We start from the raw sequence: 18,317 nt of genomic DNA, 5'->3' as shown, positions 1-18,317 counted from the left end.
CGCCCGGCCGCCGGTCGGTGTACCGGCCGGTGTCACCGCAATAGCCGCCTACCAGGGATGTAAACGTCTTGCCCGGGTGCGGTACCGCGGTGCCGGACGCGGCGGACCCGTCGCACCACGACCGATGCGCGGTCAGCGCGGGAAAGTGCGCGGTGTACAGCGGCTGCGGGGCGTGCCAAAATGGAGCGCAGGTTGAAACACGCAGCCGATCCCGGTGCCGCGTACGCCGGTTGCCCGGGCTCACCGGGCGGGAGTCGTCGTACTCCCGCCGAAGTCTCCGCAGTCGTCACGCCACCGGAAATCCCCACCACACGGACGGGATTGATATGTCGGTTACCACCACCTTGTACCAGGTCGACCACCATCGGAAGCACAGTCCACGCCCTTCGATACCGGGTCGTACCTGGTCGCGGCCGAGCGCCGACCACACCGATTGTGTGATCGCCCGGGTGGAAGGGGAACTGGACGCGGTGCTGCACGACGATTTCCGCGATCTGCTGCGCCGATGCGGCCACAGCGGATACCGGAGGGTGGTCCTCGACCTGCGGGCCACGACCTTCATGAGCTTGCGAGCCGCGATGATCCTGGCGTCCGCCAAACACGACGCCTGGCAGGTCGGGGTGGAATTGCGGCTGGTCAGCGGCCGCAAGGAGGTCGAACGCGCACTCGAGGTCGTGGGGGTGCGCCACCAGTTCCGGTACTACCCCACCCTGGGGGCCGCACTGCGGCCATGACGATATCCGCCGGCCCCCGGCCCGCTACGGCGGGCCGGGGGTCGCGCGGTAGCAGGGGACCGTCGATAATCGAACGGTGACGCAACGTAACGGTGACGCCGCCGGTGACTCCGGAGTTCTCGACCCGGACTTCGGAGAAGATCAATGCGCGGGCGCGTTCGAATTCTGGTTCGCCGATCAGCGCTGGGAATGGTCCGAAGCGGTGGCCCGGATGCACGGATACCCACCGGAGCCGATGACGCCCAGTACGGAGACGCTGCTCGCGCACAAACACCCCGACGACCGCGCCCAGGTCGCCGCCGCGCTGGCACAGTCGGTATCGGATTGCACGCCGTTCTGCAGCCGCCACCGGATCATCGACACCGAGGGCCGGACCCGCCAGGTTCTCGTCGTCGCCGACACCATCGCCGATGAGGACGGCCGCGTGGTCGGTTCCAGCGGCTACTACGTCGATCTGACGGACACCCTGCGCGAAGAGCGGCAGGAAACGCTGCAGGACGCGCTGCCCGAACTCTATGCCGCGCGTGCGGTGATCGAACAGGCCAAGGGCGCGCTCATGCTGGTGTACGGCATCAGCGCGGATCAGGCGTTCCGGGTGCTGACCTGGCGGTCGCAGGAAACCAACACCAAGTTGCGGGTGCTGGCCGGCCGCCTGGTGGCCGAATTGGGCTCGGTGGAGCGCGTCCCACCCCGGCTGCGGTCGGAATTCGATCATCTGTTGCTGACCGTGCACGAGCGCCTCGACGGGCAGTGAGACGCGGACAAGGGTTTCGGTGCGTTCAACCCGGGTAACTGCGCATGTGAGAATCCAGGGCGACAACCGAGGAAGACAAACGCGGCGTCACCGACGGCCACGGGGGTGCGAGTGCCCGAACGCGGCCGGCCGCCGGGCGGCGGGCCGCAGGAACGAGGTGGTGGTGCGCATGGCGGAGAGTATCTCCGACTCTGTGGATACGACGTCGGCGGATACGACGACGATCGGCGTGCGGGTACCGGCCCGCGACGAGCAGCTCGTGATGTTGCGCGCGCTGGCCGAGACGGTTTCGCTGATCGCGGACTTCGGGCTGGACGAAGTCACCGATATCCGTCTCGCCCTCGACGAGGTCGCCACTTCGTTGATCGCCGTGGCCGTACCCGAAACGACGCTGGGCTGTGATTTCGACTACGACGAACATCGCATGACTGTGCGCGTAACCTCGATGTCGATGACCGACACGCTTCGGGACCAGGAGGGCTTCGGCTGGCATATCGTGCGCACGCTGACCAGGTCGGTCGATGTGTTGCAGCAGCCGTACGACGTCACCAGCGGTGGATATCCCACCGAGGTCGAATTCAGCTGGTACAGAGGAGGCGCCGATGGGGCATGAGGGACCGCGGGCGGACCCCGGGCCTTCGCGCCGCCATCGCGGCAACGACAGTTACGACAATATCGAGCCACTCTTCACGTCTCTGGCCGCGCTCTCCGAGGACGATCCGGAGCGGTCGCGGCTGCGTGCGGAGATCCTGGATCGTTGCCTGCCGCTGGCCGAGCACATCGCGCGGAAGTTCTCCGGGCGCGGTGAGACCTACGACGATCTGCTGCAGGTCGCGCGGCTGGGCCTGCTGAACGCGGTGGACCGGTTCGATGTATCCCGGGGTTCGTCGTTCCTGTCCTTCGCCGTCCCCACGATCATGGGGGAGGTGCGGCGCCATTTCCGCGACAACACCTGGTCGGTGCGCGTACCCCGGCGGGTCAAGGAGATCCAGCTGAACCTGGGCTCCACCGTCGAGACCCTCTCGCAGCGGCTCGGCCGGATGCCGCGGGCCAGTGAGATCGCCGCGGAACTCGATATCGATGTGGTGGAGGTGACCCAGGCGCTGATCGCCGGCAACGCCTACCAGACGTCCTCACTGGACGCGCCGGTCGGCGAGGACGGCGATTCGGGATCGCTGCCGCTGATGGACTCGCTGGGCTCCGACGAACCCTCCTACGGCTGGGTGGAGGACTTCATGGCGGTGGAACCGCTGCTCGGTGAGCTGACCGACCGTGAGCGGGAGGTGTTGCGGATGCGATTCTTCGAGTCCAAGACCCAGTCGCAGATCGCCGAACGACTCGGGGTCTCGCAGATGCATATCTCGCGGATCCTGTCCCGCACCCTCGGATGGCTGCGGGAGCAGGCGTTACGCGACTGATCGGACCGGGTGGCGGGTGTGGATCACCGCCCCGCGGCCGCGCCTGCCCGGCCGGTCGGCGTCCGTGCCAGCATGCCCCGGATATAGGCGGCCTGGCCCGCGTGCTGAAGATCGTCGGCGATCACGCTGACCAGCCGCACCCCCACCGTGACGGGTGGATCCCAGGCGGTATCGATCACCCGGTCCAGGTCCTTGTCGGTGAGCGCGCCCAGGTAGCGCAGGGTATGGGCGTGAACGGCATCGTAGTAGCCGGTCAGCAGTTCGGCCGGGGCGTGGATCAGGGCCACGTCGTCGGCGGTGTCGGCGTAACCGGTGGCCTGCCGGTCGAGGGGCAGGTCGAATCGCTCGAACCAGCCGCGGCCGTCCCACAGCGAATCGGTGCCGGTGAGTTCGGCGAGGTGCTCGTCCTGGACCCGGGTGAGGTGCCAGACCAGCCAGGCGATGGAGTTGGCACCCGGATCGGGGCGGTAGTCCAGCGCGTCCTCGTCGAGCCCGTCGACCGAGTCGTGCACCGCCTCCCGGATCCGCTCGAAGGCATCGCTGAGTGTCTCGGCGCTGTTCATACGCAGTCTCCGTCGCTCGCAGGGGGCGCGGCGCCCATCCGGTGCGGACGACCGGATGCGCGCCGGCCACTTCAGTTGCCCACTGGCGCAATACCACGGCAGACGCGGGACAAACCGGCTTGCCCGCGGCGATCGGGGTCGTCGTGGTGCGGCCCGGAACTTCTGCGACGACTGCTGTGGCCGCGGCTGCGAGCTGCCGGAGAGCAGGCGCCGAAACTCTGAAATTAGAACAGGTTCTTGCCGGGAGCGGGCGCTCGTGCCAAGGTGGCTGCATGGATCTGCAGGCGCTCGAACTTCTCCGCGGCCTCAAATACCGCTACTTCCGCACCCTGGACCTGAAGCAGTGGTCCGATTTCGCGGACACCCTGGACCCGGAGATCGAGGCCCGCTACGGAACTCATGCGATGGGTCGCGAGCTCACGCTGGACGGGCGGGACGCGGTCGTGGATTTCATGCGCGAGAACATGGGCCCCGGCGTCGTCACCACTCATGTGGCCAACCATCCGGAGATCACCGTGGACGGTGATACCGCGACCGGCAGCTGGCTGTTCGAGGATACGGTCCTGGCCACCGACTTCGGGGTACTGATCCGCGGCTCCGGCTACTACACCGACCGCTACCGGCGCGGCGCCGACGGGATCTGGCGGATCCATGCCACGTCGTATGTGCGGATCTACGAATCGTCACAGTCGCTGGCGGATACGCCCAGCCACACCCTGCTCAGCAATATGTGGGCACCGGCCCGGGGCGAATAGCCTCAGGGCACCAGTACCGCCCGGCCGCGGATTCTGCCCTGCTCCAGCAGGGCGTAGGCCCGCGCGCCGTCCGCCAGCGCGAATTGCTCTGTGCGGGCGAGGATCCGGCCCTCCCGGGCCAGTGCCACGCTGTCTATCAGATCCCGGCGGGTGCCGCCGTAGGATTTGCGCACCGTCGCGCCCCACGGCAGTCCGGGTCCACCGGCCGGCCCGGCGGTGATTCCCGGGTCGCCGTCGCCCAATCCGATCATGCGGTAGGCCCCGTTCGGGCCGACGCATTCGACCGAGAGCCGGGCGGTGGCATCGACGCCGACGAAATCGAATACCGCCTCGGCGCCGCGGCCACCGGTCATCTCCAGGATGCGCGCCGCGGTGTCGTCGCCGGCCGGCAGACCCTCGTGCGCACCGCATTCCGCGGCCAGTTCGAGTTTGCCGGGATCGGAATCCACCGCGACCACGCGCACCGGGCTCAGCGCGCGCAGGATCTGGATGCCCACATGGCCCAGCCCGCCGGCGCCGATCACCACGGCCGTCGCGCCCGGCCGCAGTTGATCGCGTGCGCCGCGGATGGCGTGATAGCTGGTGAGCGCGGCATCCGCGAGGGGTGCGGCGGCGACGAAATCCATATCGCCGATCGGTACGAACGAGGTCGCCGGCACCACGACGTATTCCGCCATCCCGCCGTCGGGCCCGAGGCCGGGGCACGGCGGCATCGCGGTCCGCCCGGCCGCGCGGCAGACGTTCTCGTTCCCGCTCGCGCATTCCGGGCAGATCCCGCACGACCAGCACAGGTAGATCAGGCCGCGGTCACCGATCTCGCGTCCCTCGACATGCGGGCCGAGCGCGGCGACAGTGCCCGCGATTTCGTGGCCGAGGGTCAGCGGCTCTTCGCGCACCTTGAAGGGCAGGTGCAGAACGTGCAGATCGGAATGGCAGATACCGGAGGCGCCCACCCGGATCAGGAGCTGACCCGGTCCCGGCTCCGGCGTCGGGACCTCGCGAAGCTCCAGCCTGCCGGGTTCGGTGAGTTGCAGTGCTCGCATGGGCGTTCCTCCCGGCCGGCGGCTATGACGTGCCTCACGAAAGTAGGCCCGGCGGGGTGCCGCTGACAAGGGTGAATTTTTCTTGACACCTGTCAAGTCCGGATCTATGGTCGCTTGTGACCGGGGTCACTCGGATCGTCGGAGCCGCGCCGCCGGGGCGGGGCTGTGCGCAGGAGGTCGTATGCCCGAACCCACCGTTGCCGTGATCGGGGCGGGAATCAGCGGCCTCACCACCGGGAAGATGCTGGGCGACTACGGAATTCCGTACACCTGCTTCGAAGCCTCGGATCGTATCGGCGGGAACTGGGCCTTCGGTAATCCGAACGGGCACTCGAGCGCCTACCGGTCGCTGCATATCGACACCTCGAAATACCAGCTCTCCTTCCGCGACTATCCGATGCCGGACTCCTATCCCGACTTCCCGCACCACACGCTGATCAAGGAGTACCTCGAGGGGTACGCCGCCGCGTTCGACCTGAAGCGTTCCATCGAGTTCGGCAACGGAGTCGAGCACGCGCGGCCGACCGCCGGCGGCTGGGAGATCACGACCGGATCGGGAGAGACCAGGAATTTCGATCTGCTGGTCGTCGCCAACGGCCACCACTGGGATCCGCGGCTGCCGGATTTCCCGGGCGAGTTCACCGGGGAGTCCATCCATTCGCACTCCTATATCGACCCCCGGACCCCGCTGGACCTCTACGGCAAACGCATCCTGATCGTGGGAATCGGCAACAGCGCGGCGGATATCACCGTCGAATTGTCCTCACGGGCCATGGACAACGAGGTCTGGCTGTCCACCCGGTCCAGCGCGTGGGTGGTGCCGAAGTATTTCGCGGGCACCCCCGCCGACCGGTATTTCCGGACCGTGCCCTACGTGCCGCTGTCCTGGCAACGCAAACTGGTCCAGAAGTTCACGCCGTTGGTCGCGGGCGATCCGGTGAAATACGGTCTGCCGGTACCGAATCACAAGTTCTTCGAGGCCCATCCCACCCAATCGGTGGAACTTCCGCTACGGCTCGGTTCCGGTGACGTGGTCGCCAAACCCGATGTGACCCTGCTGGACGGGAACACGGTGCATTTCCAGGACGGCACGCAGCACGACTTCGATGTCATCATCTACTGCACCGGCTACAACATCACCTTCCCCTTCTTCGATCCGTCGTTCCTGAGCGCACCGGACAACCGGATATCGCTGTACAAAAGGATTTTCGCGCCCGGGATCGGCAACCTCGCCTTTGTGGGTTTCGCCCAGCCGTTCCCCACGCTCTTCCCGTTCGTGGAATGCCAGGCCCGACTGGTGGCCGCCTACGCGGCCGGCCATTACCTGCCGCCCTCGGCGGAGACGATGCGGCAGGTCATCGCCTCCGATCAGCAGCGGTTCACCGGGCATATCGTGGACCGCCCGCGGCATACCCAGCAGCTGGACTACTGGGTCTACGAGCGCGATCTGCGGCTCTCGGAGGTCCCGGCCGGCCTGCGCCGGGCCCGGCACGCACTATCCGGGCACCCCGGATGAGTGCGCGGCCGCGGACCGATCGACGGTCCCCGCAGCGGGGCGACCAGCGCCGCAGCGCGTTGCTGACCGCACTGGACGAGCTGCTGCGCGATAACGGCGGGCAGCTCGAGCCGATCAATATCGCCGAGATCTCCCGGCGTGCGGGGCTCACCCGGTCGGCGTTCTACTTCTACTTCGAGAACAAGGCGGCCGCCGTGGCCGCCGCCCTGGAACAGGGCTACGAGGAAGTGTTCCGCGTCAACGACATCCTGGTGGGCGCCGGTGCACCGGCCGAGCGGATCGAGGCGACGATCCGCGGGCTGATCGACTTCTGGGACCGGCACCGGCACCTGTACCGCGCGGTACTGGCCGCGCGCAGCGCGTCCCCCGGTATCCGGGATATGTGGGAATCCGATCGGCAGGCCTTCATCCCGTCCATCGCGGCCATGATCGACACGGAACGCGCCGCGGGCCGCGCACCCGCCGGCGGTGACGCCACGGCGCTGGCCGATGTCCTGCTGCTGCTCAACGAACGTCTCCTCGAACGCCTCACCTACGGCGTCGAGCTGGACCGCGAGAGCTATATCGAATCCGTGGTCGGTGTCTGGCTGCGCTCGATCTATGGCAGCGATTTCCCGGGCCCCGGCAGCGTCGCGCCGCCGCGGACCGCCGCATCCACCACCGCGAGGAACCACATATGACCCTGCACCGGATACCGGACGGCGCCACCGCGCCCGGCCGGGCCGACCTGACCTTCCGATCCGGCTCCGACGACTGCCACGCCTGGCATTTCCCGGCGGCCTCCACCGCGCTCGAAGGCCCGGCCGGGCGGCCCGTGGCCGTGATGGCCCACGGGTTCGGCGGTACCAAGGATTCCGGCCTGGAACCCTTCGCGCGGGCCTACGCCGCCGCGGGAATGGACGTGCTGGCCTTCGACTTCCGGTACTTCGGAGCGAGCGGCGGCATTCCCCGGCAGCGGATCCGGATGGCCGAGCAACTCGCCGACTACCGCGCCGCGATCGGGGCGGCGTCGGAACTGCCCGGGGTGGATCCCCGGCGGGTGGTTCTCTGGGGTGTCTCGCTCTCGGGCGGCCACGTTCTCGCGGCCGGGGCCGCCGCCCGCGCTACCGCCGCGAAGACCGGGACCGCCCGCACCGCACTGGCCGCGCTCGTCTCGCTCACCCCGCTCGTGGACGGCCGGTCCGCCGCCGTGCTGGCCATGAAGCACGGCGGTGCGGCGGCGACCGCGCGGGGCTCGGTGGCAGCGCTGCGCGGACGATTGGACGCGCTGACCGGGGGCGGCGGTCTCATCCCGCTGGTGGGCGCGCCGGGGGAGACGGCCGCGTTGGCGCTGGACGGTTACGCCGAGGCTTATCGTGCGCTGGCCGGGCCCACCTGGCGTAACGAGATCGATTCGAGTGTGCTGTTGCAGCTTCCCGGCTATCGCCCGGCGCGCGCGGCGGCCGAACTGAACCTCCCGGTCCTGATGCAGATCGCTGATTTCGACCGGGGCGCGCCCCCGCACGCCGCTGCCGATGCGGCGTTCGCGGCGCGGGCCGAGGTCCGGCACTACCCCTGTGACCATTTCGGAGTCTGGCCGGGGAATCCGTTCTTCGAGTCCGCGGTAGAGCACCAGTTGCTTTTCCTGCGCCGCCATCTGACGCTGGAGGACCAGCGCTAGGTTCCGGGGAATGTGCTCACCCGGGGAAGTTCCCCCTGCTGTGGTGCGGGTGCGGGAAGTGAACCCGGCTTCCGGACCTGCGAGGACGTCCAGGGCTGTCGTGGGCGCGAGCCGCTCGGTCCTTCGTCCCCGGGTGAGTGGCGGACCGCTGGGGTAGCGTCACCGGAACCGGGCGATGTGAGACACACCAAATTGCAGGCGGGTAACGCCAGTTGTGAATGCGCTTACCTGCATGAAGATTCGGCATATCGTCGTGCGGGTAGTACCTGGGGTCGGCGGTGGTTTCGCGGCTGCCGGCCTTCGATTGAGACACAGGAGCAGAATGAGTGCCAAAACTGAACTCGTCCGCGAACTGAACGGACCCACCGCAGCCTCGGAAATGCTTTCCGATCGGGAGGTCGAGGACCTGCTCGGATTGTTCCGGGCAGCCCAGCAACAGGAGAAGGATCTGCTCATCGAGGCCGTCAACGGAATGATCCGATTCTTCCCGCCGCCGTTCAAAGCGATCACGCGCCGGATCATGTTCGGGGATCTACTCGAGAAATGAGCGATCTGGTAACCCGCGCGCAGATGATTCTGCTCGCCCGCACGCTACATGTCCCGGTCGAACGTATCGCCTATCTCGAACGGCTCGGGGCCGAGCATCTCAACGAACTCGAACAACGGATATCGGGCCGGATCTTCGAGTACCACGGTGAGATGTTCAAACGGATCGGCCGATTGATCCCGATCATCCCGCTCACGGTGTCGCTGCCCCTGGTGCAGCGCATCGTGCCGCCCATGATGACCGGGCGCGCCGCGGGGGCCGTCGGTGTCGAGTATCCCGACGCGGCCGCCGATACGCTGACCATGCTCAAAACCGAGTACGCCGCGGATTGCACGCCCTATGTGGATCCCAAGGCCCTCGGCGAGCTGGGCGACATCATGGCCTCCGAGCCGCTGGTGGCGATCGTCAACGAGGTGCTGCGCCGGAAGGACCACATCACCGCCGGCCCCTTCCTGGCCTATGCCACACCGAAAATGGTGGCCGCAGTCGAAGAGGGCACCCTCGACGACGAAGGCATCATCTTCTCCGCCGCCTACGCGTACAACGCGACCGCGATCAGCAACATACTGCGCCAGTTGCTGGACGGCCGGTCACGGCGTATTCCGAGGATGATGGAGACGGTGCTGGCCGGAACGCCGGAACTGCAGGAGGCCGCGATCTCGGTGATGTCGCGGGCCGATGCCGTCGTGGTCGGGGAGATCGGCGATATCCTGCTGTCCCTGGCCGCTCCCGAGGCCCTGGGCAAACTGTCGGCCCACACCATTCAGCGGGGCGCGGCGCCCGAGCTGATGACGTTCGTCTCCAAGATGAGCACACCGGGCCTGCAGCGGATGGCGATGAACCCGATCTTCGCCAACACGGCCGCCCTGATCGCGATCGTCGAGTCGTTGATCGTGGCCTTCGAGACGGGACCGTGGCGAGGTCTGCTGCTGCTGACCGAACGCACTCATCCCGATGTCCAGCGCTACGTCGCCGGCTTGGTGGCGCGGATCCCGCAGGAGCGGATCGCCGAACTCCCCGAGGTGGCCAACGCCGGTGGTCTGTGGCCGGAGCTGCTTCGGCTGCTCGCGCTCGCCGAGGTCCCCGCGCAGCAGCGGATCGGCGCGATATGGGCGCAACTGTCCGCCGAGCGGCGGGCGGGCCTGCATCGGCGGATCGCGGAGCTGGAGCTCGACGGTGCCTTGGCCGCGATCGTCGAGCAGGTGCCCAACGTCTCGGTGGAGGAGGTGTTCTACCAGCGACGCCGGCGTGGCCGCCGTCGCAGCGCAGCGTCCGATAGCTGGAGTGTTGCCTGATCGTTTGCGGGCCGTGTTCTACCGTCGCCGATTCGTGTCCTAACCGGCGTTCTCGCGGTGATTGCGGCCCGCAGCGGGGGGGAATGTCTGTACCGTCGGAGAGTTCTCGGAGTTTCTCGTAGTTTCGCTCGGAATTTGCCATCCCTCGCCGGAGGCGGCGGCGGATCGAGAGAAGAGGTGGACACGAGATGACCAACGGACGGATTTCCCATCGAATGCGCAGGCTGGCGCTGCTCGCCGGATTCGCGGCGGTGCTCGCGCCCGCCGCCCCCGCTGTCGCCGACCCGCTCTGGCCCAACGGCCCGAATGTGCCCGGCGTACCGGCGATCATCCCGACCCAGGCCCCGTGTTCACCGGCGGCGCGGGCCTGCCTGCGCCTGTCCTCGAACGAGGTCTGGCTGATGGACAACGGCAAGGTGGTCTACGGCCCGACCCCGATGTCGCACGGGATGCCCGGCTTCGAGACGCCACCCGGCGTCTTCAACGTTTCGTTCAAACGGCCGTATCACTGGAGCACCATGCATCATGCTCCGATGCACTACGCGGTCTTCTTCAACGGCGATATCGCCTTTCATATCGGGCCGGTGGAACACCAGTCGCACGGGTGCATCCGCCTGACCGAACCGGGCGCCGTCGCGGTCTACCACTATCTGAACCCGGGTGATGTCGTGGAGGTCGTGCCCTGACGACCTGTGCGGTGGTACGGGCCGCGCCGGAGTTGCCGACCCGGTACCGGGCCGGGTGACCCGATTTCGTAGGCTGGCGGCATGTGGATCATCGTGGCCGTCGCCGTCGTCAGCTGTGTGCTCATCGCCATCGGCTTCGCCATCGGCCTGCCGGACTGACAGTCGGCCCGGTACTCGCGCGACCGCCCGCGCGCCGGGCGGTCCTGTCATGCCGTCCCGGTGCGGGTACGGCGGATCAGCCCTGGTGCTCCTCGATCTCGGCGCCGGGGTCGGGCCGGTCGACGGCGACCGGCCGTAGCCACGCCCAGGCGAGGAACGCCGCGGCGAATACCACCATGCCCAGCCCGGCCCAGAGGTTCACGTTGATCCCGCCGGTCTTGGCCTCCTCGGCCGCGGTGTCGTGGAAGAAGCCCATGATCACCAGCACGATGCCGTAGAGGCCGAGCAGGCCGCCGACGATGGTACGGATATCGAAGAGCACGGTGGTTTCCTATCCGGTGGCGATATTGAGGATGATCACGAGCACCAGCGCGATACCCGCCAGCAGCACCGGGCGCTGATACCAGGGCAGCGTCGCGGCCTCCGGGTCGGTGCGCAGTTCCTTCGGAGTCTCCGAGTACACCAGGCCGACGAGTTCGGACGCCGGTTTCGGCGCGGTCACCATGGTGACCGCCACGCTGACCAGGATATCCAGCACGAAGGCAGCGCCCGCGGCGACGAAACTGACGCCCTGACCGGACAGCGAGAACACGCCGGTCTCGTTCAGCACGAAAATGGTGACCGCGATCGCGGTGCCCGACACCAGGCCGGCCCAGCCGGCCGTGGGCGTCATCCGTTTCCAGAACATGCCCAGGATGAAGGTGGCGAACAGTGGGGCGTTGAAGAAGCTGAACAGCGTTTGCAGGTAATCCATGATGTTGCTGAACCCGCCCGCGATGAACGCGGTGAAAATCGCCGCCACGGTGGCGCCCACGGTGGCCAGCCGGCCGATCGTCAGATAGTAGGTATCCGGCCGATCCTTGACCACGTACTGCTGCCACAGGTCGATACTGAACACGGTGTTGAACGCCGAGACGTTGGCCGCCATACCGGCCATGAACGCGGCCAGCAGACCGGCCAGGCCCACCCCCAGCAGACCGTTGGGCAGCACTTCTTTCATCAGGTACAGCAATGCCTGGTTGTAGGTGGTGTCGCTCTGGACATCCGGATTCGCGGTGACGGCCGCTTTGTAATCGGCCATCTGCGGTACCAGCACCGCGCTGATCATTCCGGGAATGATCACGATGAGCGGGATGAAGATCTTCGGGTAGGCGCCGATGATCGGGGTGCGGCGCGCGGCGGCGATGGAATGCGTGGCCAGCGCCCGCTGCACCTCGACGAAGTTCGTGGTCCAGTAGCCGAACGAGAGCACGAATCCGAGGCCGAACACGATGCCCATGATGGATACGAAATCGTTGGCGAACCCGGACAGCGCGTTTCCGGGCCAGGAGTCCAGCTGTTCGGGACCGCCGGGGGAGGCGGCCACCCGATCCTGCAGTCCGTCCCAGCCGCCGACCCGGTGCAGGCCGATCAGGGTGAGGGGCAGCAGAGCGGCGACGATGACGAAGAACTGCAGCACCTCGTTGTAGATCGCCGCCGACAGACCGCCCAGGGTGATGTAGGAGAGCACGATGATCGCCGCGACGACCACCGAGATCCACAGTGGCCAGCCCAGCAGGACGTTCAGGATGGTGCCGAGCAGATACAGGTTCACCCCGGCGATGAGGACCTGTGCGACAGCGAAACTGAGCGCGTTCACCAGATGCGCGCCGGTGCCGAAGCGCCGCCGCATGAATTCCGGCACGCTGCGGACCTTGGAGCCGTAGTAGAACGGCATCATCACCACGCCGAGGAACAGCATGGCCGGTACGGCACCGATCCAGAAGTAGTGGAAGGCCGGGAAGCCGTACTCCGCACCGTTGGCCGACATACCCATGATCTCGACCGCGCCCAGATTGGCGGAGATGAACGCGAGACCGGTGACCCAGGCCGGGAGCGATCTCCCGGACAGGAAGAAGTCCATACTGGACGACACCCGCTGCCGGGCCAGCAGCCCGATCCCGAGGACGAAGACGAAATAGAGGGCGACGATCGCGTAGTCGACGGGCTGGGCGTCCAGCCGCAGCACCTCACCTTCCGCGAGTGTGTCGACGACCTCCTGGGATATCTCGAACTGCGGCATACAACGTTCTCCTCGAGCGGCCACGGCAACCGCGCGCGGCGCGCCTCACCGATATCGCCGATGACCGGCCGCACTACCAGAACGGGCTTCTGGCGAATCAAACGTACCGCGCGGGCTGGGCCCCGCGGGCGATCTTCGACAGATGCCGGGCGTGTCCCTGCAGCCCCTCGGGCCGGGTGCATCAAGAGTGCGCAGGCCCCGGGCGAGTGGGTACTGCTTCGCATGAATGCGTGCGCCGCTGGGCGGGCGCAGCCTCTCGTGCGCCGTGCCGCGGGTTGCTACCATGGACGACGGCGCATCCAAACACGTTGTGCGCCAGGGAAATTGCGACCCCTGGCGCCCCTGTGGTGTGCGCGGGTTTCGTGGTCACCGATGTAGGGGTTGCCGTGATCATACGCGTGCAGAGCACCGAATTGTCCAGTGTGCAGCGTTTCGTACTCCGTCTGATCCGGGAGTGGGGGCCGGGCCCCGATCGCATCGGCGGTCTCGCGCTCCTCGAGTGTCCGTTACCCCGGCCCCGCCGGCGCTCCGGGACGACGGCCGATCTGCTGGTCTGGACACCCCGGGGATGCACCCTGGTCGTACTGGCCGATTTCGCCTCCGTGCAGCACGGTGTACTGCACACCCCGCCCGGGGGCCGCTGGCAGGTCGACGATCGCGAGGCCGATCTGCGGACCGGTTCGGCCACCGCGAATCCGCTGCTGCGGGCCCGCCGGCAGCGTTCCGAACTGGTCGGGATCCTGCGCCGGCACGGGCTGTCCGAACAGATCGACATCCTCGTGGTCCTGATCCCAAAGACCGGTTCGCGGATCAGCTGGACCCCGCCCCCGCCGGAATCCGGCGAGGAGACGATCCTGGTCCGGATCGGCCGATCGGGTGGCCTGGGCGAATATTTCGGGCGTCCGGCCGACGCCGGGATTCGCTGGCGTGCCGCCGATATCGCACGGGCCTTCGAGGTGCTCGGGGTCTCCCGGTCCGCACCGGATCCGGATGAGCTGGTGGCCGAGGGTTTCCCGGCGGACTCCGTGCACGCGCCCGTTCCGCCGCCCATCGACCCGACAACCGGGGAGCGGCCGGGATTCGGGCGATTCGGAGTCGGCAGATCTCTCCGGCGTCGAGTGGCCGGCGCCCCGAGTGCCGCCGATGCGGTTGTGGAGCCGGGATCCGAAAGCCCTGCTGCGCCGGACAGGTCGGATGAACCGGTGCCGGTGGGTGCGCCTGCCGAAGAGCCGAGCCCGGAACCCGCGCCGCCACCGGTCCCCGCATTGCTGAAGGAGCTAGCCGGCAGCGGTGGCCGGCCGGAACCTTCCGGCGAGCGCCATGCGGCCACAACCCGGTCCGCGCGCAACCGGCCGCCGGTGCGGAGCGTGCCGCCGGTGGATCGTGGCAAGCCGGTGGAGGTGGGGATGGCCGCCGGTTGGCCCGCTGCGGCCGGAGACGGTTCGCCGATGGGTGGAAGCGAGTCGGTGAGCGCCGCACCGCCCGCGGGTGGGCCGGCCGGAGCGGGCCGTCGAGACGAGCCGGACGGCGATATGCCCGCACCCCTGGTCGAGCCCGGCCGGGCGTCGACGGCCGGGCGGCCGGAGACCGAATCGGGGACGATACGCGCGGAATATCGCGCGCGGGACCGGGGTTCCACGGCGCGGCCCGAACTACCCACCGACCGCCCGGTCACCGGAGACGACCTGGCGGCCGTCGAGAAAGAGGCCGCGCTTGCGCCGGCCCCTGGCCCCGGCGACGCGGACGCCGCCACGCCCGGCCGGAATCCGGGTGTCCCCGTAGACAGAAGGGCGGCGACCTCGGCGCGGATCCGGCGGGGGATATCCGAATGGACGCGACGGGCGGGTTCCGGCCGCCGGAACCCGGGCCCGGCCGGAAGGCCGGCGGTTCGGCTCCGGGGGCCGGGGGAGCGGCGGACCGGTCGCGGCGCACGGTCGGTGATCGCGGTCGGGGCGGCGGGAGTTGCGCTGGCGGCCGTGGCCGCGACCGTCTTCGCCGCCTCGGGTTTCGCCCGGTTCGACGTCGCCGAATACGGCGCGCTCTGTGCCGGCGGGGGCGGAATCGAGGCGGCCGCACCCTATTCGGTAGCGGGCCCGAGCCCCGTGTATCTCGCCGGCGATCTGTCCGTGGACACCGCATTCGGTCCGTCGGCGGTCTGGCATCCCATCGATGCCCGCTCGGTGCAATTGGTCGCCTGCGTATCCGAGGTTCGCCTCGGGTCCCTGGTCCGCACCTGCCAGTACCCGCCCGGACCGGACCGGCCGGTGGGCCGCACGCTGAATCTGTTCACGGTGGTCCACCGCATCACCGTCTACGAGGCGCGAACCGGAAACCGGCTGGCCGCGATCGATCTCACCGGAGAACAGTTCGCCGCCGAGCCGGGGATGTCCGATCCCGATCCGTGCGCCGCGGCGGCCGGTGCCCCGGAGGACGGCCTACCGGGCCGGCGGCACAGCGGGCTGTCCCATTCACAGGTCCGGGATGCTCTCACGCCGTTCGTGCATCCGGCGGAGGCCCCGATCCGGGCCGCCCGCTGAAGTGCGGCTTTCCGCGGGCCGCCCGCGAACGCCCGTCCTGCTGCACACCGTCGGCGAACTCCGCACCGGACTCCCCGTTCCCGGATGGCCGGGCCCGGGTCGGCTCCGGTCGGCGGCCCGGCCCGGGAATTCGTTCTGCTCGCCGGGCAAGGGGACCGGTCGATCCGGATCACCCGGCGAGCGGATCGACTACCGGCCGGGGGGACCGATGGCACCCGGGACCATGATGCCTCGACCGATATCGCCGGTACTATCGGCGGATCGGAGCGAGCGCGGTGCCGGCCCGGTGTGCCGGGGGCCGCGATGAGGACTCGGTATCCGAACGTGCACACTGTGGTCGCCGGGGCCGGCATCGGCGTCATCCGAACGGGCCGGCCACGTATTGCCCGATATACCCGATCGTCTCATCGCTCCACCCGTTGCACCGTATGGTCACAGTTTCTTGTCGAACGCTGAGCGCAGGGAGGCGTGTGGTGCAGGTTCGGAATCCGTTCGCGGCCGACGGCAGGTTCCCCGATATCGTCGTCACCGCACTGGCGGCCACGACCTCGCTCGCCGGTGATATCGAGGGCACCTGGGCCGGTCTGCTGGCGGGCGAGTCCGGTATCGACCGGCTCGACGAGCCGTGGGTCCGGGAGCACGACCTGCCGGTGCGCATCGGCGGACAGCTGAAGGTCGACCCCGAGACCCTGCTGACCCGGGTCGAAATCCGGCGCCTGGCGTATGTGGCGCGATTGGCCACCGTGCTGGGCCGGGCCGTGTGGAAGAACGCGGGGAGTCCGGAGGTCGACAGGGACCGGCTCGCGGTCGCGATCGGGACCGGCCAGGGTGGCGGCGACGCGGTCGTGGAGGCTCGGGACAGGCTCGAGGCCGAGGGCTATCGCCGGGTATCGCCGCTGGCGGTGCAGATGATGATGCCCAACGGCCCGGCGGCGGTGGTCGGGCTCGAACTCGGCGCCCGGGCCGGAGTGGTCACGCCCGTATCGGCGTGCTCGTCCGGTTCCGAGGCGATCGCGCGGGCGTGGCAGATGATCGCGATGGGCGATGCCGATATCGTCGTCGCCGGTGGTGTCGAAGGGTATATCGACCCGGTGCCGATGGCGGCGTTCACCATGATGCGCGCGATGAGCACCCGCAACGAGGAACCGAAGGCCGCCTCCCGGCCGTTCGACGCCGACCGGGACGGGTTCGTCTTCGGCGAAGCCGGTGCGCTGCTGATCCTCGAAACCGAGGAACACGCCCGCGCGCGCGGCGCCACCGTCCTGGCACGACTGCTCGGCGCCGGAATCACCTCCGACGGCTATCACCTCGTCGCACCCGACCCGGAAGGCACCGGCGCGGCCCGCGCCATGACCCGGGCGATCCGGACCGCGGGGCTCACCGCGCCCGACATCACCCATGTCAACGCGCATGCGACCGCGACACCGATCGGTGATCTCGCCGAGGCTTCCGCGATCAACCGGGCCGTGGGCACCCACCCCGCGGTGTACGCGCCCAAATCGGCACTGGGCCATGCGATCGGCGCCGCCGGCGCCCTCGAATCGGCGCTCACCGTGCTCAGCATCCGCGACGAAGTCATACCCGCGACACTGAATCTGGACAATCAGGATCCCGCTGTCGATCTGGATATCGTCGCCGGCGCTCCCCGGCGGGGCCGGATCGACTACGCGATCAACAACTCCTTCGGTTTCGGCGGACACAACGTAGCCCTCGCCTTCGGCCGTCCCTGATCGCGGCCGGTGACAGCCCGGTGCCCGATAGGCTCGGGATCCCACCGATCAATGCCATGCCGCACCGGCACCGCTCGACCACAGGAGAAACACCACAGTGGGTACTGGTTCGATCCTCATCACCGGCGCGAGTTCGGGTCTGGGCGCGGAGATGGCCCGGCAGTTCGCCGCTCTCGGCTACGACCTGGCCCTGTGCGCCCGGCGTACCGAACGGCTCGACGAACTCACTCGGGAGATCGCCGCGGCGTATCCCGGGGTGCGGGTGCGTACGGCGGCGCTGGATGTCACCGATTTCGATGCCGTTCCGCGGGTGTTCGACGAGTTCGCGGCCGAGCTGGGTCGTCTCGACCGGGTGATCGTCAATGCCGGGCTGGGCAAGGGCGTACCGTTCGGCAAGGGGGGTGACCGGCCCAACCGGGAGACCGCGACCACCAACTTCCTGGGCGCGATGGCGCAGACCGAAGCGGCCATGAAGATCTTCCGCGCCCAGGGCGGTGGGCATCTCGTGGTGATCTCCTCCATTTCCGCGGTGCGCGGAATGCCCAAGACCATGACCGCCTACGGCGCCAGTAAGGCCGCGGTCGCCGCGATGGCCGAAGGTATCGCCGCCGAGAACGTCCCCGGGGTGGATGTGTCGATCATCTACCCCGGATACATCGCCTCGGAGATGAACGACAAGGCCGCGCACCCGCCGACCTTCCTCGTCGATACTCGGACCGGGGTGCGGTCCATGGTGTCGGCGATCGAGAAGCGGCGGTTCAAGGCGTACACGCCGACGTGGCCGTGGTTGCCGCTCTCCTATGCGATGAAGGTGCTGCCGCTGTCCATCGTGCGCAGGGTCGCCGGTATGTGACCGGG

At 68.4% G+C, this 18,317-nt stretch carries 18 protein-coding genes; 14 read left to right on the top strand and 4 right to left on the bottom strand.

The annotated features are described in order from the left end of the window. Positions 1–326: 326 nt before the first annotated feature. From AB0F41_RS10295 to AB0F41_RS10280, 4 genes are all read left to right on the top strand, one after another. On the top strand, positions 327–734 hold the full coding sequence (locus AB0F41_RS10295) for an STAS domain-containing protein (RefSeq protein ID WP_357422474.1): 408 nt from the start codon (positions 327–329) through the stop codon (positions 732–734). Between the two features lie 76 nt (positions 735–810). Further along, positions 811–1,488, top strand: coding sequence for a PAS and ANTAR domain-containing protein (locus AB0F41_RS10290; RefSeq protein ID WP_357422473.1), 678 nt, complete (start codon positions 811–813; stop codon positions 1,486–1,488). 169 nt (positions 1,489–1,657) lie between these two features. After that, entirely contained in the window at positions 1,658–2,101 is a 444-nt protein-coding gene (locus AB0F41_RS10285) for an anti-sigma factor (RefSeq protein WP_357422472.1), read from the top strand. Next, positions 2,091–2,906, top strand: a complete 816-nt coding sequence (locus AB0F41_RS10280; RefSeq protein ID WP_357422471.1) for a SigB/SigF/SigG family RNA polymerase sigma factor — start codon at positions 2,091–2,093, stop codon at positions 2,904–2,906. Before AB0F41_RS10285 ends, AB0F41_RS10280 begins: the two co-directional genes overlap by 11 nt. Positions 2,907–2,929: 23 nt before the next feature. Here AB0F41_RS10280 and AB0F41_RS10275 read toward each other — a convergent pair whose 3' ends face one another. Next, on the bottom strand, positions 2,930–3,469 hold the full coding sequence (locus AB0F41_RS10275; protein WP_357422470.1) for a DUF664 domain-containing protein: 540 nt from the start codon (positions 3,467–3,469) through the stop codon (positions 2,930–2,932). Positions 3,470–3,741: 272 nt separating this feature from the next. Between AB0F41_RS10275 and AB0F41_RS10270 the strand changes: the two genes are divergently transcribed. After that, complete coding sequence (locus AB0F41_RS10270; protein WP_357422469.1) at positions 3,742–4,224, top strand: nuclear transport factor 2 family protein; 483 nt, start codon at positions 3,742–3,744, stop codon at positions 4,222–4,224. Positions 4,225–4,226: 2 nt separating this feature from the next. Here AB0F41_RS10270 and AB0F41_RS10265 read toward each other — a convergent pair whose 3' ends face one another. Then, complete coding sequence (locus AB0F41_RS10265) at positions 4,227–5,267, bottom strand: NAD(P)-dependent alcohol dehydrogenase (protein WP_357422468.1); 1,041 nt, start codon at positions 5,265–5,267, stop codon at positions 4,227–4,229. A gap of 181 nt (positions 5,268–5,448) precedes the next feature. On the opposite strand from AB0F41_RS10265, the gene AB0F41_RS10260 reads away from it, so the two are divergent. From AB0F41_RS10260 to AB0F41_RS10235, 6 genes are all read left to right on the top strand, one after another. After that, positions 5,449–6,783, top strand: coding sequence for an NAD(P)-binding domain-containing protein (locus AB0F41_RS10260; protein WP_357422467.1), 1,335 nt, complete (start codon positions 5,449–5,451; stop codon positions 6,781–6,783). After that, positions 6,780–7,463 (top strand): TetR/AcrR family transcriptional regulator, encoded by a 684-nt coding sequence (locus tag AB0F41_RS10255; protein WP_357422466.1) that lies wholly within the window; start codon positions 6,780–6,782, stop codon positions 7,461–7,463. Before AB0F41_RS10260 ends, AB0F41_RS10255 begins: the two co-directional genes overlap by 4 nt. After that, on the top strand, positions 7,460–8,443 hold the full coding sequence (locus AB0F41_RS10250) for an alpha/beta fold hydrolase (RefSeq protein WP_357422465.1): 984 nt from the start codon (positions 7,460–7,462) through the stop codon (positions 8,441–8,443). Before AB0F41_RS10255 ends, AB0F41_RS10250 begins: the two co-directional genes overlap by 4 nt. A gap of 322 nt (positions 8,444–8,765) precedes the next feature. Then, positions 8,766–8,990, top strand: a complete 225-nt coding sequence (locus AB0F41_RS10245; protein WP_357422464.1) for a hypothetical protein — start codon at positions 8,766–8,768, stop codon at positions 8,988–8,990. Continuing rightward, positions 8,987–10,285, top strand: a complete 1,299-nt coding sequence (locus tag AB0F41_RS10240) for a hypothetical protein (RefSeq protein WP_357422463.1) — start codon at positions 8,987–8,989, stop codon at positions 10,283–10,285. Before AB0F41_RS10245 ends, AB0F41_RS10240 begins: the two co-directional genes overlap by 4 nt. Positions 10,286–10,473: 188 nt before the next feature. After that, on the top strand, positions 10,474–10,971 hold the full coding sequence (locus tag AB0F41_RS10235; RefSeq protein WP_357422462.1) for a L,D-transpeptidase: 498 nt from the start codon (positions 10,474–10,476) through the stop codon (positions 10,969–10,971). Between the two features lie 235 nt (positions 10,972–11,206). Here AB0F41_RS10235 and AB0F41_RS10230 read toward each other — a convergent pair whose 3' ends face one another. Together AB0F41_RS10230 and AB0F41_RS10225 are read right to left on the bottom strand one after the other, a co-directional pair. After that, positions 11,207–11,452 carry a hypothetical protein gene (locus AB0F41_RS10230; protein ID WP_357422461.1) on the bottom strand — a complete coding sequence of 82 codons (246 nt, stop codon included), beginning with the start codon at positions 11,450–11,452 and terminating at the stop codon, positions 11,207–11,209. A gap of 9 nt (positions 11,453–11,461) precedes the next feature. Next, on the bottom strand, positions 11,462–13,192 hold the full coding sequence (locus AB0F41_RS10225) for a sodium:solute symporter family protein (RefSeq protein ID WP_357422460.1): 1,731 nt from the start codon (positions 13,190–13,192) through the stop codon (positions 11,462–11,464). Positions 13,193–13,578: 386 nt separating this feature from the next. Between AB0F41_RS10225 and AB0F41_RS10220 the strand changes: the two genes are divergently transcribed. The 3 genes from AB0F41_RS10220 to AB0F41_RS10210 all read left to right on the top strand — a co-directional run bounded on the left by AB0F41_RS10220 (position 13,579) and on the right by AB0F41_RS10210 (position 18,312). Then, positions 13,579–15,729: a hypothetical protein gene (locus AB0F41_RS10220; protein WP_357422459.1), complete on the top strand. Its 2,151-nt coding sequence runs from the start codon at positions 13,579–13,581 to the stop codon at positions 15,727–15,729. A gap of 473 nt (positions 15,730–16,202) precedes the next feature. Further along, positions 16,203–17,459, top strand: coding sequence for a KasA/KasB family beta-ketoacyl-ACP synthase (locus tag AB0F41_RS10215; protein WP_357422458.1), 1,257 nt, complete (start codon positions 16,203–16,205; stop codon positions 17,457–17,459). Between the two features lie 97 nt (positions 17,460–17,556). Further along, positions 17,557–18,312 carry an SDR family oxidoreductase gene (locus tag AB0F41_RS10210; protein WP_357422457.1) on the top strand — a complete coding sequence of 252 codons (756 nt, stop codon included), beginning with the start codon at positions 17,557–17,559 and terminating at the stop codon, positions 18,310–18,312. The last annotated feature ends 5 nt before the right edge of the window (positions 18,313–18,317 follow it).

Origin of the sequence: Nocardia sp. NPDC024068, assembly GCF_040638875.1 — a bacterium.
GTDB lineage: Bacteria > Actinomycetota > Actinomycetes > Mycobacteriales > Mycobacteriaceae > Nocardia.
This window is presented reverse-complemented; position numbering and strand designations above follow the sequence as displayed.

What these genes read in the sequence shown, in the direction of transcription:
- AB0F41_RS10295 (WP_357422474.1), top strand. Translation starts at nt 327, where the DNA reads ATGTCGGTTACCACCACCTTGTACCAGGTCGACCACCATCGGAAGCAC.
- AB0F41_RS10285 (WP_357422472.1), top strand. Translation starts at nt 1,658, where the DNA reads ATGGCGGAGAGTATCTCCGACTCTGTGGATACGACGTCGGCGGATACG.
- AB0F41_RS10280 (WP_357422471.1), top strand. Translation starts at nt 2,091, where the DNA reads ATGGGGCATGAGGGACCGCGGGCGGACCCCGGGCCTTCGCGCCGCCAT.
- AB0F41_RS10275 (WP_357422470.1), bottom strand. Translation starts at nt 3,469, where the DNA reads ATGAACAGCGCCGAGACACTCAGCGATGCCTTCGAGCGGATCCGGGAG.
- AB0F41_RS10270 (WP_357422469.1), top strand. Translation starts at nt 3,742, where the DNA reads ATGGATCTGCAGGCGCTCGAACTTCTCCGCGGCCTCAAATACCGCTAC.
- AB0F41_RS10265 (WP_357422468.1), bottom strand. Translation starts at nt 5,267, where the DNA reads ATGCGAGCACTGCAACTCACCGAACCCGGCAGGCTGGAGCTTCGCGAG.
- AB0F41_RS10260 (WP_357422467.1), top strand. Translation starts at nt 5,449, where the DNA reads ATGCCCGAACCCACCGTTGCCGTGATCGGGGCGGGAATCAGCGGCCTC.
- AB0F41_RS10255 (WP_357422466.1), top strand. Translation starts at nt 6,780, where the DNA reads ATGAGTGCGCGGCCGCGGACCGATCGACGGTCCCCGCAGCGGGGCGAC.
- AB0F41_RS10250 (WP_357422465.1), top strand. Translation starts at nt 7,460, where the DNA reads ATGACCCTGCACCGGATACCGGACGGCGCCACCGCGCCCGGCCGGGCC.
- AB0F41_RS10245 (WP_357422464.1), top strand. Translation starts at nt 8,766, where the DNA reads ATGAGTGCCAAAACTGAACTCGTCCGCGAACTGAACGGACCCACCGCA.
- AB0F41_RS10240 (WP_357422463.1), top strand. Translation starts at nt 8,987, where the DNA reads ATGAGCGATCTGGTAACCCGCGCGCAGATGATTCTGCTCGCCCGCACG.
- AB0F41_RS10235 (WP_357422462.1), top strand. Translation starts at nt 10,474, where the DNA reads ATGACCAACGGACGGATTTCCCATCGAATGCGCAGGCTGGCGCTGCTC.
- AB0F41_RS10225 (WP_357422460.1), bottom strand. Translation starts at nt 13,192, where the DNA reads ATGCCGCAGTTCGAGATATCCCAGGAGGTCGTCGACACACTCGCGGAA.